Origin of the sequence: Methylobacterium sp. WL8 (genome assembly GCF_008040045.1) — a bacterium.
Classification (GTDB): domain Bacteria; phylum Pseudomonadota; class Alphaproteobacteria; order Rhizobiales; family Beijerinckiaceae; genus Methylobacterium; species Methylobacterium cerastii.
The window spans coordinates 31112-44725 of record NZ_VRVF01000040.1 but is presented as its reverse complement, the minus strand read 5'-3'; the positions used below and the strand labels follow the sequence as shown (position 1 = coordinate 44725).

General features: G+C 71.0%; 16 protein-coding genes. All 16 read left to right on the top strand.

Annotated elements, in window-relative coordinates:
- Positions 1-93 precede the first annotated feature (93 nt).
- Complete coding sequence (locus FV234_RS15415) at positions 94-786, top strand: CpaD family pilus assembly protein (RefSeq protein ID WP_147830241.1); 693 nt, start codon at positions 94-96, stop codon at positions 784-786.
- Between the two features lie 83 nt (positions 787-869).
- Positions 870-2114, top strand: a complete 1245-nt coding sequence (locus tag FV234_RS15410; protein ID WP_147764456.1) for an AAA family ATPase — start codon at positions 870-872, stop codon at positions 2112-2114.
- Between the two features lie 120 nt (positions 2115-2234).
- Positions 2235-3671 carry a CpaF family protein gene (locus FV234_RS15405; RefSeq protein WP_147830237.1) on the top strand — a complete coding sequence of 479 codons (1437 nt, stop codon included), beginning with the start codon at positions 2235-2237 and terminating at the stop codon, positions 3669-3671.
- 71 nt (positions 3672-3742) lie between these two features.
- Positions 3743-4642 carry a type II secretion system F family protein gene (locus tag FV234_RS15400; RefSeq protein ID WP_147830239.1) on the top strand — a complete coding sequence of 300 codons (900 nt, stop codon included), beginning with the start codon at positions 3743-3745 and terminating at the stop codon, positions 4640-4642.
- Positions 4643-4702: 60 nt separating this feature from the next.
- A complete protein-coding gene (locus tag FV234_RS15395; protein ID WP_147830235.1) occupies positions 4703-5665 on the top strand; it encodes a type II secretion system F family protein in 963 nt (320 codons plus the stop codon).
- 205 nt (positions 5666-5870) lie between these two features.
- Entirely contained in the window at positions 5871-6197 is a 327-nt protein-coding gene (rplU, locus tag FV234_RS15390; protein WP_147753626.1) for a 50S ribosomal protein L21, read from the top strand.
- Positions 6198-6260: 63 nt separating this feature from the next.
- Positions 6261-6527: a 50S ribosomal protein L27 gene (rpmA, locus tag FV234_RS15385; protein ID WP_147726605.1), complete on the top strand. Its 267-nt coding sequence runs from the start codon at positions 6261-6263 to the stop codon at positions 6525-6527.
- Positions 6528-6724: 197 nt separating this feature from the next.
- Positions 6725-7324, top strand: a complete 600-nt coding sequence (locus FV234_RS15380) for a GNAT family N-acetyltransferase (protein ID WP_147830233.1) — start codon at positions 6725-6727, stop codon at positions 7322-7324.
- Positions 7325-7468: 144 nt separating this feature from the next.
- The gene (obgE, locus tag FV234_RS15375; RefSeq protein WP_147764452.1) at positions 7469-8497 is read left to right on the top strand and encodes a GTPase ObgE; all 1029 of its coding nucleotides are present in this window, start codon (positions 7469-7471) and stop codon (positions 8495-8497) included.
- Between the two features lie 61 nt (positions 8498-8558).
- The gene (locus FV234_RS15370) at positions 8559-8843 is read left to right on the top strand and encodes a type II toxin-antitoxin system VapB family antitoxin (RefSeq protein ID WP_187273698.1); all 285 of its coding nucleotides are present in this window, start codon (positions 8559-8561) and stop codon (positions 8841-8843) included.
- A gap of 28 nt (positions 8844-8871) precedes the next feature.
- Complete coding sequence (locus FV234_RS15365; protein WP_147830229.1) at positions 8872-9276, top strand: type II toxin-antitoxin system VapC family toxin; 405 nt, start codon at positions 8872-8874, stop codon at positions 9274-9276.
- Entirely contained in the window at positions 9273-10388 is a 1116-nt protein-coding gene (gene proB / locus FV234_RS15360) for a glutamate 5-kinase (protein WP_147764450.1), read from the top strand. The genes FV234_RS15365 and proB overlap by 4 nt, the downstream gene beginning before the upstream one ends.
- A 147-nt stretch (positions 10389-10535) precedes the next feature.
- Positions 10536-11834, top strand: coding sequence for a glutamate-5-semialdehyde dehydrogenase (locus FV234_RS15355; RefSeq protein ID WP_147830215.1), 1299 nt, complete (start codon positions 10536-10538; stop codon positions 11832-11834).
- A 45-nt stretch (positions 11835-11879) separates the two neighbouring features.
- The gene (locus FV234_RS15350; RefSeq protein ID WP_281406733.1) at positions 11880-12503 is read left to right on the top strand and encodes a nicotinate-nucleotide adenylyltransferase; all 624 of its coding nucleotides are present in this window, start codon (positions 11880-11882) and stop codon (positions 12501-12503) included.
- Positions 12504-12661: 158 nt separating this feature from the next.
- The gene (gene rsfS / locus FV234_RS15345) at positions 12662-12982 is read left to right on the top strand and encodes a ribosome silencing factor (protein WP_306422424.1); all 321 of its coding nucleotides are present in this window, start codon (positions 12662-12664) and stop codon (positions 12980-12982) included.
- 11 nt (positions 12983-12993) lie between these two features.
- Positions 12994-13491, top strand: coding sequence for a 23S rRNA (pseudouridine(1915)-N(3))-methyltransferase RlmH (rlmH, locus tag FV234_RS15340; protein ID WP_147830212.1), 498 nt, complete (start codon positions 12994-12996; stop codon positions 13489-13491).
- The last annotated feature ends 123 nt before the right edge of the window (positions 13492-13614 follow it).

Here is a 13614-nt window from a genome sequence, read left to right as displayed (position 1 = left end):
GCGCCGACCCGCCCCAGGACCGAACCGATGACGTTGTCCGGCTTGCCCTCCCTCACCCGACGGACGCCCGCCCGGCGTAGCCTGGCCGTCGCCATGCTCGCTACCCTGGGCGCCGCGCTCGGCGCCTGCCACGCCGAGCGCGGCGTCACCGGCTCGATCGTGCCCGCCGACTATCGCGCGCGCCACCCGATCGTGCTCGCCGACGGCAGCCGCGTCCTCGACGTGTTCGTCACCGGGATCGGCCACCTCGACCCGCGCCAGGCCGCCGACGTCGACGCGTTCCTGCTGGAATACCGCCGCTACGGCCGCGGGAGCCTGGTGATGGACCTGCCGCGCGGCGTGGCGCCGGCCGTCGGCGCCGGCGTCGAGCGTACGGCCGCCGCCATCCGCCGGCTCGGCGCAGAGGGCGGCGTCCCCCCCCGCGAGATCGTGCTCTCCGACTATCCGGTGGGCGATCCCAGCCTCGCCAGCCCGATCCGCCTCAGCTTCCACCGCATGGAGGCCCGCGTCGCCGACAAGTGCGGGCTGTGGCCCCAGGATCTCGGCGAGAGCAGCCCGGTCGCGAACTTCCGCAACCAGCCGTCGTGGAACCTCGGCTGCTCGACCCAGGCGACGATCGCCGCGCAGGTCGCCGACCCCATCGACCTGGTGCGCGGGCGCCCCGAGGGCCGCATCGACACGATCCGCCGGGTCAAGGACATCGGCCAGCTCCGCGAAGGCAAGGATCCGTCAACCGCCTGGCGGCAGGATGGCAAGACCAGCGTCAAGTCCTCCGTGGCCGAGTGACCCGGCGGGCGACGCCGCCACCCGGCGCCGCCCCCTACCCCGACACACCGTTCCCGCGCTCCCACGAACCCGAAGGCCTCGTCATGGCGGACCACCCCGAGACATCTGAGCGGATGATCGCCCCGGTGCCCCGGATCACGATCCAGGCGTTCTGCGAGACCGCGGAGACCGCCGCGATGATCGAGGGCGCCGGGACCGACCGACGCATGCAGAAGGCCCTCCTGAAGGTCCAGATGGGCGGCGGCGCGGCGGCGGTGGAAGCCTACCGCCACGCGCCGACGCCCAACGTCATCATCATCGAGACGCAAGGGCCGAAATCCCGGCCGATGGAATGCCTCGACGCCCTCGCCGAGGTCTGCGACGCCGGCACCCGGGTGATCGTCGTCGGCCACGTCAACGACGTGGCGCTGTACCGCCAGTTCATTCAGCGCGGCGTCAGCGACTACCTGATGGCGCCGGTCGAGCCGCTGGCGCTGATCGCCTCGCTCTCGGACCTGTTCGCAGCCCCCGGGGTGAAGCCGGTCGGGCGGACCATCGCGGTCTACGGCGTCAAGGGCGGCATCGGCGCCTCGACGGTCGCCCACAACCTCGCCTGGTCGATCGCCCGCGGCCAGGGCGCGCAGACGGTGATCGCCGACCTCGACATCGCCTTCGGCACCGCCTCGCTCAACTTCAACCAGGATCCGCCCCAGGGCATCGCCGAGGCGGTGTTCGCCCCCGAGCGCCTCGATTCGAACCTGGTCGAGCGCCTGCTCTCGAAGTGCAGCGACCAGCTCAGCCTGCTCTCGGCGCCGGCGAGCCTCGACCGGACGATCGACCTGTCCGAGCCGGCCTTCGATGCGCTGATCGACCACCTGCGCGCGGCCGTGCCCTGCATCGTCCTCGACGTGCCGCACCAGTGGTGCGCCTGGTCGAAGCGGGTGCTGACCGCGGCCGACGAGATCCTGATCGTCGCCGGCCCCGACCTCGCCTCCCTACGCAACGCCAAGAACCTGCTCGGCGCGCTGCAGCAGGGCCGGCCCAACGACGCCCGGCCCCGTGTCATCCTGAACGGCGTCGGGGTGCCGAAGCGCCCCGAGATCGGGGCCGCCGAGTTCGCCAAGGCGCTGGAGGCGCCGCTTGCCGCCAGCATCCCGTTCGAGCCGGCCCTGTTCGGGACGGCCGCCAACAACGGCCAGATGATCGCCGAGGTGCAGGCCGGCTCGAAGCCCGCCGAGATCTTCGCCGACCTCGCGGCGGCGCTGCTCGGCCGGCCCGAAGCCAAGCGCGCCCGGCCGAACCTGCTCGAACCGCTCCTGGCGAAGCTCGCGCGGCGGAAGGCGTCCTGATGCCGGCGCTTACGCGGCCTGCCGTCCCGGCGGACGATCCGACCTTCGCACCGCCCGCACTACTGCGCGGTCGCGCACCCGCGCGCCCGCGCGCCGCCATGCCATCCGAGGATCCGTTCCATGTTCGGTAGGAGGCAGGGCGCCACGGCGGCGCCGACCGCGCCGCCGGTCGTCGCGCGCGCGACCGCACCCGTGCTGGTGCAGGAGAACGTGGCCGCCAAGCGCATGGATGCGTCGTCGCCGGTCGCCGCGCAGGACAACCCGCGCTCTGAAGACTACTACCGCACCAAGAGCATGATCTTCGGCGCGCTGATCGAGGCGATCGACCTCGCCCAGCTCTCGCGCCTGGAGCCCGAGTCGGCGCGCGAGGAGATCCGCGACATCGTCTCGGAGATCATCGGCCTCAAGAACATCGTGCTGTCGATCGCCGAGCAGGAGGAACTGCTCGACGACATCTGCAACGACGTGCTCGGCTACGGCCCGCTCGAGCCGCTGCTCGCCCGCGACGACATCGCCGACATCATGATCAACGGCGCCAACCGCGCCTTCATCGAAGTGAGCGGCAAGATCCAGCTCACCAACGTGCGCTTCCGCGACAACCAGCAGCTGATGAACATCTGCCAGCGCATCGTCAGCCAGGTCGGGCGCCGGGTCGACGACGCCTCGCCGATCTGCGACGCGCGCCTGCCGGACGGCTCGCGCGTCAACGTCATCGCGCCGCCGCTGGCCATCGACGGCCCGGCCCTCACGATCCGAAAGTTCAAGAAGGACAAGCTCACCCTCGACCAGCTCGTGCGCTTCGGCGCGATCTCGCCGGAGGGGGCCGAGATCCTGAAGATCATCGGCCGCTCGCGCTGCAACATCGTCATCTCCGGCGGCACCGGCTCGGGCAAGACGACCCTGCTCAACTGCATCACCGCCTTCATCGAGAACGACGAGCGGATCATCACCTGCGAGGACGCGGCCGAATTGCAGCTGCAGCAACCGCACGTGGTGCGCCTGGAGACGCGCCCGCCCAACATGGAGGGCCAGGGCCAGGTCACCATGCGCGACCTCGTCAAGAACTGCCTGCGCATGCGGCCCGAACGGATCATCGTCGGCGAGGTGCGCGGACCCGAGGCCTTCGACCTTCTCCAGGCGATGAACACCGGCCACGACGGCTCGATGGGAACGCTCCACGCCAACTCGCCGCGCGAGTGCCTGTCGCGCATCGAGTCGATGATCTCGATGGGCGGCTTCACCCTGCCCTCGAAGACGCTGCGCGAGATGATCTGCGGCTCGATCGACGTCGTGGTGCAGGCCACCCGCCTGCGCGACGGCTCGCGCCGCATCACCCACATCACCGAAGTGCTCGGGATGGAGGGCGACGTCATCACCACGCAGGACATCTTCCTGTTCGACATCCTCGGCGAGGACGCCAACGGCAAGCTGATCGGGCGCCATCGCTCCACCGGCGTCGGCCGGCCGAAGTTCTGGGAGCGCGCCCGCTACTACGGCCTGGAGCGCCAGCTCGGCGAGGCGCTCGATGCCGCCGCGGCGGCGGGGGGCGCCCCGTGAACGGCGGGAACCTGCAACTCGCCGTCGGGCTCGTCTTCGTGACCGCGCTGGCGCTCGGCTACGTCTTCCTGATGCCGCTGATGATGGGCGAGCGGCGCGCGGCCCAGCGGCTCCGGACCATCAGCGCGTCGGCGACCGGCAGCGCGATCCGCGGCGTGAGCGTGAACCGGCGCGAGCAGGTCGCCAAGACGCTGGGCGAGATCGAGGCCAAGGCCAAGGGCGCCGCGAAGGTGACCCTCGAGCTGAAGATCGCGCGGGCCGGCCTGGCGTGGTCGCAGCGGACCTACTGGATGATGTCCGCCGGGCTCGCGGTGTTGGTCGGGCTGCTGGTGCTCGTGGTGAGCGCGAATCCGGTCGCCGGCCTGGGCGGGGCCTTCGTCGGCGGCCTCGGCGTGCCGGCGTTCCTGCTGCGCCACCTGCGCAAGCGCCGCATCGCGAAGTTCCTGAGGGAGCTGCCCAACGCCGTCGACGTGGTGGTGCGCGGCATCCGCACCGGCATCCCGGTGGGCGATTGCTTCCGCATGGTCTCCCGCGAGGCCGAGGAGCCGGTGCGCTCGGAGTTCCGGGTGATCATCGAGACCCAGACGCTGGGCCTGTCCCTCGGCGAGGCGGTCTCGCGGCTCTACGAGCGGGTGCCGGTGCAGGAGGTGAACTTCTTCTCGGTCGTGATCAACATCCAGCAGCAGTCGGGCGGCAACCTCTCCGAGGCGCTCTCCAACCTGTCGCGGGTGCTGCGCGAGCGCCGGAAGATGGCCGGCAAGATCCAGGCGATGAGCATGGAGGCCAAGTCCTCGGCCGGCATCATCGCCGCCCTCCCCTTCGTGGTCGCCGGCATCACCTCGCTGACCAGCCCCGACTACATCTCGCTGCTCTGGACCACCAACATCGGCAAGCTCGCCCTGCTGGGCTCGGCGATCTGGATGGGCCTCGGCATCCTGACCATCAAGAAGATGATCGCGTTCGACTTCTGAACGCCCGCGGGCTCCGCTCGCCGCCCCCCTCCGGACGCCCTTTCGGGAAGCCCCGTCGCCATGATCGACCTCATCGCCCAGAAGGTCTTCGACCCGCGCAACGTGGCCATCGCGCTGACCGCGATCGCGGCGGCGGCCACCGCCTTCGCCGTAGCGCAGCCCTTCCTCGAGAGCGACAACCTCGGCAAGCGGATGAAGCTCGTCAGCGACGAGCGCGAGGTCATCCGCCGGCGGGAGCGCGAGCGGCTCAACACCAAGGCGACGCTGCGGATCGAGCCCAAGGCCTACATGAAGCAGATCGTCGAGCGGTTCGACCTGCGCCGCTGGCTCGGCACCGACACGGCCAAGCGCAAGCTCTTGATGGCCGGCTATCGCGGCCAGCAATCCGAGACGACGTTCCTGTTCTTCCGCCTCGTCATGCCGGTCGCGGCGACGCTGGGATCGATCTTCTACCTGTTCGTGCTGGAAGCCCTCGACCAGCCCTACCTGATGCGCATCGGCATCGTCATCGCCTGCGCCTACGGGGGCATCAAGGCTCCGGAATTGTACCTCGTCAACACGTCGAACAAGCGCAAGGCCGAGATCAAGCGGGCCTGGCCCGACGCCCTCGACCTGACGCTGATCTGCGTCGAAGCGGGCATGGCGATCGAGCACGCCTTCCGGAAGGTTAGCACCGAGATCGCCGCCACATCGGTGGTGCTGGCCGAGGAACTGGCCCTGATGACGGCCGAGATGTCCTTCCTGCCGGACCGCCGGCAGGCCTACGAGAACCTCGCGATGCGCGTCGGCCTCGAGCCGGTGAAGGCGGTCGTCACGGCCCTGATCCAGGCGGAGCGCTACGGCACCCCGGTCGGCCAGGCGCTCCGCATCCTGGCGCAGGAGAGCCGCGACCAGCGCATGACCGACGCCGAGAAGAAGGCCGCCTCGCTGCCGCCGAAGCTCACCGTGCCGATGATCCTGTTCTTCCTGCCGGTGCTGTTCGTGGTGATCATCACCCCGGCGATCATCCAGGCGATCCGCTGAGGCGGAGCGTCCGCCCGACGCGGGAAACGCCAGCGAATCCTTGACACGGCAGGTGCCGATCCCCTATCCACCGGGCACAACGCGCGGCTTCCTCGCAGAAGGCCGTGCGTTTCGCGTTGCGGCAGCCCCCGGGCAGATCGCGACGAACGCATAAGAAGTCGGTCCAGGGCGCGTCCCGGAGGCCGTTCGAACCACGAGAGAGACGATGTTCGCAGTCATCAAGACGGGCGGCAAGCAGTATCGCGTTGCCGAGAACGACACCATCACCATCGCCAGCCTCGAAGGCGACGAAGGCTCCGCCGTGACCTTCGGCGAGGTCCTCCTGTTCGCCGACGGCGACGCGACCCAGGTCGGCGCGCCGCTCCTGTCGGGCTTCAGCGTCACCGGCGAGATCGTCTCCCACGGCCGCGACAAGAAGGTCATCGCCTTCAAGAAGCGCCGCCGTCAGAACTCGCGGCGCAAGCGCGGCCACCGCCAGCACCACACGGTCGTGCGCATCACCGGCCTCACTGCCGGTTCGAAGAGCGCGTAAGGGCCGCCGAGGCCCCCACGCGATCCGCACGTCCCGATCCCACGTCATTCGAAAGACTGAACCATGGCACACAAGAAAGCAGGCGGCTCGTCCCGCAACGGCCGCGATTCGGCCGGCCAGCGCCTCGGCGTGAAGAAGTTCGGCTCGGAGGCCGTCATCCCGGGCAACATCATCGTGCGCCAGCGCGGCACCAAGTGGCACCCCGGCACCAACGTCGGCATGGGCAAGGATCACACCCTGTTCGCCCTGACCGAGGGCCGCGTGGAGTTCCAGACCAAGCGCGGCCGCGCCTTCGTGGCGGTGGTGCCGCTGGCGCAGGCGGCAGAGTAGACGGCGGGCGCCTCGTACAGGCGAAGCAGGCCCCGCCGGTGTCCCACACCGAACCGGCGGACCTGTTTCTCGCATCCTGGCCACGAGGCCCGGAGTCGAACGGAACACGCGGGGGAGGATGGGGCGCCATCCTCCCTTTCGTCGTCTCAGCGCAACGGTTCTCCGCTACGGAGGATCGCGGCGGAGGAGCCCGAACGATGTTCCCCGATCTGACCCGCGACGACGTCTTCCGCATCGAGACCCGCAGCCTGTGGCTGCGCTGGCCGCGCGCCAAGGACGTGGATGCGATCGTGCGGCTCGCCGGCGAGCGGGCGGTGGCCGAGATGACGGCGCGGATCCGCCACCCGATCGACCGCGCGGAGACTGAGGCCTTCGTGATCGAGGCGCGGCGCTGCAACGCCCTCGGCGACGGGCTCGCGATGGCGGTCTCGCTCCGCTCCGATCCGGCCGGCCTCGTCGGCTTCGTCGGAATCCGGTCCGATGCCGCGGTGGACGGCGCGCGCCTCGGCTACTGGCTCGGCCGGCCCCATTGGGGCCGCGGGCTCGCCACCGAGGCCTCGGTGGCCATGGCGCACGCCTACTTCGCCTATGCCGGCGGCACGGCGCTGACCGCCGAGGCGCGCGTCGAGAACCCGGCTTCGCGCCGGGTGCTGGAGAAGGTCGGGTTCGTCCGCACGGGCACGGCGACGGAGTATTTCCCGATCCGCGGCTGGGAGATGACCTCCGACCGCTTCCGGCTCGACCGCGCCGCGTGGTCGGCCCGGGCCGACCGGGTCGCCTGCGACCGGGCCGCCTGACGGCATCTCGGTGCGACACGATAGGGTTCGAGGCGGGGTTCGCACGGCGTGCGACCCCGGCCGCGGACGGACAGGGCCGCACCGAAGCGGCGTGAACGGACGAAGCGGGCCGCCACCCGCCTCGATCAAGAGACGAGCGACACCGTGAAATTCCTCGACGAAGCCAAGGTCTATGTCCGTTCCGGCGACGGAGGCGCGGGGTGCGTCGCGTTCCGGCGCGAGAAGTTCATTGAGTTCGGCGGCCCCAACGGCGGCGACGGCGGGCGCGGCGGCGACGTCTGGGTCGAGTGCGTCGAGGGCCTGAACACGCTGATCGACTACCGCTACCAGCAGCACTTCAAGGCGCGGAAGGGCGAGCACGGCATGGGCTCGAACCGCCACGGCGCCAACGGCGCCGACGTGGTGCTGAAGGTGCCGGCCGGCACCCAGATCCTGGCGGTCGACGGCGAGCACCTGATCGCCGACATGACCGAGGTCGGCCAGCGGGTCCGGCTCGCCAAGGGCGGCAACGGCGGCTTCGGCAACGCCTACTTCACCACCTCGACCAACCGCGCCCCGAAGCATGCCAACCCGGGGCTGGAGGGCACCGAGCAGTGGATCTGGCTGCGCCTCAAGCTCATCGCCGACGCCGGGCTCGTCGGGCTGCCGAACGCCGGCAAGTCCACCTTCCTGGCCACCGTGACCTCGGCCAAGCCGAAGATCGCGGACTACCCCTTCACCACCCTGCATCCGGGCCTCGGCGTGGTGCGCTCGGACGCCCGCGAGTTCGTGCTCGCCGACATCCCCGGCCTGATCGAGGGCGCCCACGAGGGCGTCGGGCTCGGCGACAAGTTCCTGGCCCACGTCGAGCGCTGCCGCGTGCTGCTGCACCTCGTCGACGCCACCTGCGAGCATGCCGGCAAGGCCTACAAGACGATCCGGCGCGAGCTCGAGGCCTACGGCGAGGACCTCGCCGGCAAGCCGGAGATCGTGGCGCTTTCCAAAGCTGACGCGATCGACGCGGACACCCTCAAGGAGCAGGTCGCCCGCCTGAAGCGCGCCGCCAAGCGCAAGCCGCTGGTCCTGTCCTCGGCCTCGGGCCAGGGCGTGCCGGAGGCCCTGCGCGCGCTCCAGGGCGAGATGGACGCGGCCGCCGAGGCGGAGCGCGTCCCCGAGCCGGCCTGGCAGCCGTGATGACGGTCGGCCCGACCTCGACTATGGTCTCGCGCTGGACGGTGTCCTGGTGGAGCGGACGGTGATCGAAGCTCTGATCGTGGAGCGAGACGAGGCGCTCGGACTTGCCAAGGAGTTGGCCGAGCGCACAGGCACGTCGGTCGAAGACGCGGTGGTCTCCGCGCTTCGCGAAACCCTGCCGGCCGAAGGCCTGTCGCCTCAGCCTCCGCGCGTTCCATCCTTGGAAGATCTGACGCCGGAGCGCCGCCGCCGGTACGAATCGTTACGGGGCTTCGTCCGTGAGATCGCAGATCGCAGATCGCAAGGTGCCGGGGGCGACCTCGGACCATCGCGATCTGTACGATGATCACGGCCTTCCGATCTGAGGCGCCCCGTTGATCGCGATTGATACGTCGGCGATCGTGGCCATCCTGATGCGGAAACCGGAAGCGGATGCTTTCCTCCGCTTGATCCTCGGCGAGCATGTCATCGTCGGAACGTCGACGCTCATCGAGACGTGCACGGTTCTGGAGCAGAAACTACCCGGCCAGGCGCGCAGGGCGGTCGATCGGTTTCTCGACGACAGCTTGATCAACATCGTGGCCTTCGATGCGGCGATGTTCGAGGCCGGCGCCGACGCTTTCCTGCGTTCCGGGAAGGGCCGCGGCCATCCGGCCCAGCTGAATTTCCGCGACTGCTTCACCTACGCCGTCGCCAGGACGTATGCGGTGCCGCTCCTGTTCAACGGCGACGACTTCGTCCACACCGACTTCGTCCCCGCATTCGTCCCGGCGTCATGACCCCCTCCCTCGATCAATTCCGCCGCGTCGTCATCAAGGTCGGCTCGGCCCTGCTGGTGGACCGCGCCCGCGGGCGGCTGCGGCATGCGTGGCTCGCGGCGCTTGCCGAGGACATCGCCGACCTGCATGCCCGCGGCGTCGACGTGCTGGTGGTGTCCTCGGGCAGCATCGCGCTCGGGCGCACCGTGCTCGGCTTCGCTCCCGGCGCCCTGCGCCTGGAGGAGAGCCAGGGCGCGGCCTCGGTCGGGCAGATCGCCCTGGCGCGGCACTGGGCCGAGGCGCTCGGGCACCACGGCATCGTCGCCGGGCAGATCCTGGTGACGCCGCAGGACACCGAGGAGCGCCGCCGCTATCTCAACGCCCGGGCGACCGTGCTCAAGCTCTTGGAGATGCGGGCGGTTCCTGTCGTCAACGAGAACGACACCGTGGCGACCTCCGAGATCCGCTACGGCGACAACGACCGGCTCGCGGCCCGCGTCGCCACGATGATCGGCGCCGACGTGCTGGTGCTGTTCTCCGACATCGACGGGCTCTACACCGCGCCTCCGAGCGCCGACCCGGACGCGCGCCACCTGGCCGTGGTCGAGCGGATCACCCCCGAGATCGAGGCGATGGCCGGCGGGCCCGCCTCGGAGCTGTCGCGCGGCGGCATGCGGACCAAGGTCGAGGCCGCCAAGATCGCGGTGTCGGGCGGGACCCACATGATCATCGCCGACGGCCGCGAGAAGAACCCGCTGCGCAGCGTGGTCGCGGGCGGCCGCTGCACCTGGTTCTTGTCCGGCTCCACCCCCACCGCGGCGCGGAAGACCTGGATCGCCGGGTCGCTCGAGCCGCGCGGCACCCTGGTGATCGACGACGGCGCGGCGCGGGCGCTCGAAGGCGGGGCGAGCCTGCTGCCGGTGGGCGTCTGCGGCGTCGAGGGAAGCTTCGGCCGGGGCGACGCGGTGCTGATCCGCGACCGTGCCGGCCGGGTGCTGGGCCGCGGCCTCGTCGGCTACGACAGCACGGAGGCGGCGCTGATCCTCGGCCGCCCGAGCGCGCAGATCGCCGACCTCCTCACCTATCCGGGACGCGCGTGGATGGTGCATCGCGACGACCTGGCGATGTTCTAGGCTCGCTCCTGCGTCGTCCGAGATCGGGTGACCGTTTCGAAACGTTCCGATCTTCGCGCCAGCGCTTGTTTCGTCGTCCCCGAGGATGCAGATAATCCGCAGCTTCGTAGGCGGCTCGCTTCGGGCTGCCGAACTGGGGTTGTACCGGTGCCAGTCCTGAACATGCGATCCGACTTCGCGTCGGCCGACGACCTCGCCGAGACCATGAACGGGATCGGCCGGCGCGCCCGCGCCGCCGGCCGCAAGCTCGCGCTGGCCTCGGCCGAGACCAAGGACGTGGCCCTGCGGGCCATCGCCGAGCGCCTGCGCGCCGACCGCGTCGTCATCCTGCGCGAGAACGCCCGCGACGTCGCCGCCGCGAAGGCGGCCGGGCAGAGCCAGGCGCTGATCGACCGCCTCACCCTCGACGCGGGCCGCCTCGCCGCGATCGCCGACGCGGTCGAGAAGATCGGTGCGCTGGCCGACCCCGTCGGGCGCCAGGTCGCCGCCTTCGAGCGTCCGAACGGGCTGCTGATCGAGCGCATCGCCGTGCCGCTCGGCGTCGTCGGCGTGATCTTCGAGAGCCGCCCCAACGTCACCGCCGACGCAGGGGCGCTCTGCCTCAAGGCCGGCAACGCCGCGATCCTGCGGGCCGGCTCGGACAGCCACCGCAGCGCCATGGCCATCGCCGAGTCGATGCGCGCCGGGCTCGAAGCCACCGGCCTGCCCGCGGACGCGATCCAGATCGTGCCGACGAAGGACCGCGCAGCGGTCGGCGCCATGCTCGCCGGCCTCGACGGCTGCATCGACGTGATCGTGCCCCGCGGCGGGCGTGGCCTGGTCGAGCGGGTCCACGCCGAGGCGCGGGTTCCGGTCTTCGCCCACCTCGACGGCATCTGCCACGTCTACGTGGCGGCCGCGGCCGACCTCGACATGGCGCGGACCATCCTGCTCAACAGCAAGATGCGCCGCACCGGCGTCTGCGGCGCCACCGAGACCCTGCTGGTCGACCGCGCCTGCGCCGGCACCCACCTTGCCCCCCTCGTCGCGGCCTTGCTGGAGGCCGGCTGCGCGGTGCGTGGCGACGCCGCCGTGCAGGCGGTCGACGGCCGCGTCACCGCGGCGACCGAAGCTGACTGGCGCACCGAATACCTCGACGCGATCATCTCGGTCCGGGTGGTCGACGGGCTCGAGGCGGCGATCGAGCACATCGAGACCTACGGCTCGCACCACACCGACGCGATCGTCACCGAGGATGGGGACGAGGCCGTGCGCTTCCTGGCCGAGGTCGATTCGGCGATCGTCGTGCACAACGCCTCGACCCAGTTCGCCGACGGCGGCGAGTTCGGGTTCGGTGCCGAGATCGGCATCGCCACCGGCCGCATGCATGCCCGCGGCCCGGTCGGCGTGGAGCAGCTCACCACCTTCAAGTACCGGGTCCACGGCAGCGGCCAGACGCGCCCGTGAGCCGTTTCGCGCCCGCGCGTTCTGGAGCGATAGCGATCCCGATCCTTGGCCCCGCGTGAGGGCGCGTTGCCGCCGTCCGCGCCGGGGATGCGGATCGGCCTCTACGGCGGCTCGTTCAACCCGGCCCATGCCGGCCACCTGCATGTCGGCACCATGGCCCTGCGGCGCCTTCGCCTCGATCGGCTGTGGTGGCTCGTCACCCCCGGCAACCCTCTGAAGCGCGGGCGGCCGATCGCGCCGCTGGCCGAGCGCTGCGCGCAGGCTGCCGCCGTCGCACGCGGCGACCCGCGGATCGCGGTGACCGGCTTCGAGGCGGCGATCGGTGCCCGCTTCACCCGCGACACCCTGCGCTGGCTGGCGCGGCGGCGGCCGGGCGTCCGCTTCGTCTGGATCATGGGGGCCGACTCGCTGGCGAGCTTCCACCGGTGGAAGGGCTCCGCCGAGATCATGCGGCTGATGCCGGTGGCTGTGATCGACCGGCCCGGCCATACGCTCAGCGCCCCAAGCGCGCGGGCCGCGCGGCGGTTCTCCGCCGCCCGGATCCCCGAGTCGGACGCCTCCGCCCTACCGGATATGCCCCCCCCGGCCTGGGTCTTCCTGCACGGCCCGCGCTCCCATCTCTCCTCGACGCAGATCCGCGATGCGCGCCGCGGCGGCGGAGAACCTTGAATTACCGGCCGGAACCGGCCAAAGTCCGCGGTTCTACGCACGCGCGCGCCGCCGCTGCCGCTATCCGAGGAATCAGGACGCTGTCCGAGTCGCTCCACACGGGAACCCAGGGTTCCGAGACCGCTGCCCTGGCCAGGGTCGAAGACCTGAGGACGCTCGTGCTCGGGTGTCTCGACGAGATGAAGGCCGAGGAGACGATCGCCATCGATCTCGCCGGCAAGACCTCGATCGCCGACACGATGATCATCGCGTCCGGACGGTCGCAGCGCCATGTCGGCTCGATCGCCGACCACATCACGCAGGAGATGAAGGCCAAGTCCTTCGGCACCGCCCGCGTCGAGGGCATGCCCGCCTGCGACTGGGTGCTGATCGATGCCGGCGACATCCTGGTCCACATCTTCCGGCCTGAGGTGCGCGGCTTCTACAACCTCGAGAAGATGTGGGGGGCCGACCGCCCCTCGGGCCTCTCCGCCGACTGAACGACGACGCCTTGCGCCTCCTCGTCGCCGCGATCGGGCGCCTCAAGACCGGGCCCGAGCGCGACCTGACCGCGCGCTACCGCGAACGCGCGGCGCAGCTCGGGCGCGGCCTCGGCTTCACCGGCTGCGACATCGCCGAGATGGTCGAGAGCCGTGCGCGGCGCGCGCCCGACCGCTGCGCCGAGGAGGCGACCGCTCTGTTGGCTCAGGTGCCCGCCGGCGGCGTCCTCGTCGCCTACGACGAGCGCGGGCGCGCCGACCTGCCGAGCGAGCGCGTGGCCGAGCGCATCCGCGACTGGCGCGACGCTGGGCGGCCCGCCCTCGTGGTCGCCATCGGCGGCGCGGACGGGCTCGACGGCGCGGTCCGGGCGCGGGCCGACCTCACCCTCTCCTTCGGCGCCGCGACCCTGCCTCACGGCATCGTGCGCGTCCTGGCCCTCGAACAGCTCTACCGCGCCCTCACGATCCTGGCGGGGCACCCGTATCATCGCGGTGATCCCGACGGGTGAACGCCTCGCGTGCGCCGCAATGCTGGACGACAGGGGCGGTGATGCACGGAGCCGGCAAACGCACGCCATGAGGCTGGTCACCACGGGCGCTCTCGCCGCCGCACTTGCCGCCGGCCTCGCCGC

Bases quoted from the DNA above. Each gene is read 5' to 3' on its own strand.
- FV234_RS15415 (WP_147830241.1), top strand. From the start codon at position 94: ATGCTCGCTACCCTGGGCGCCGCGCTCGGCGCCTGCCACGCCGAGCGC.
- FV234_RS15410 (WP_147764456.1), top strand. From the start codon at position 870: ATGGCGGACCACCCCGAGACATCTGAGCGGATGATCGCCCCGGTGCCC.
- FV234_RS15405 (WP_147830237.1), top strand. From the start codon at position 2,235: ATGTTCGGTAGGAGGCAGGGCGCCACGGCGGCGCCGACCGCGCCGCCG.
- FV234_RS15400 (WP_147830239.1), top strand. From the start codon at position 3,743: ATGCCGCTGATGATGGGCGAGCGGCGCGCGGCCCAGCGGCTCCGGACC.
- FV234_RS15395 (WP_147830235.1), top strand. From the start codon at position 4,703: ATGATCGACCTCATCGCCCAGAAGGTCTTCGACCCGCGCAACGTGGCC.
- rplU (WP_147753626.1), top strand. From the start codon at position 5,871: ATGTTCGCAGTCATCAAGACGGGCGGCAAGCAGTATCGCGTTGCCGAG.
- rpmA (WP_147726605.1), top strand. From the start codon at position 6,261: ATGGCACACAAGAAAGCAGGCGGCTCGTCCCGCAACGGCCGCGATTCG.
- FV234_RS15380 (WP_147830233.1), top strand. From the start codon at position 6,725: ATGTTCCCCGATCTGACCCGCGACGACGTCTTCCGCATCGAGACCCGC.
- proB (WP_147764450.1), top strand. From the start codon at position 9,273: ATGACCCCCTCCCTCGATCAATTCCGCCGCGTCGTCATCAAGGTCGGC.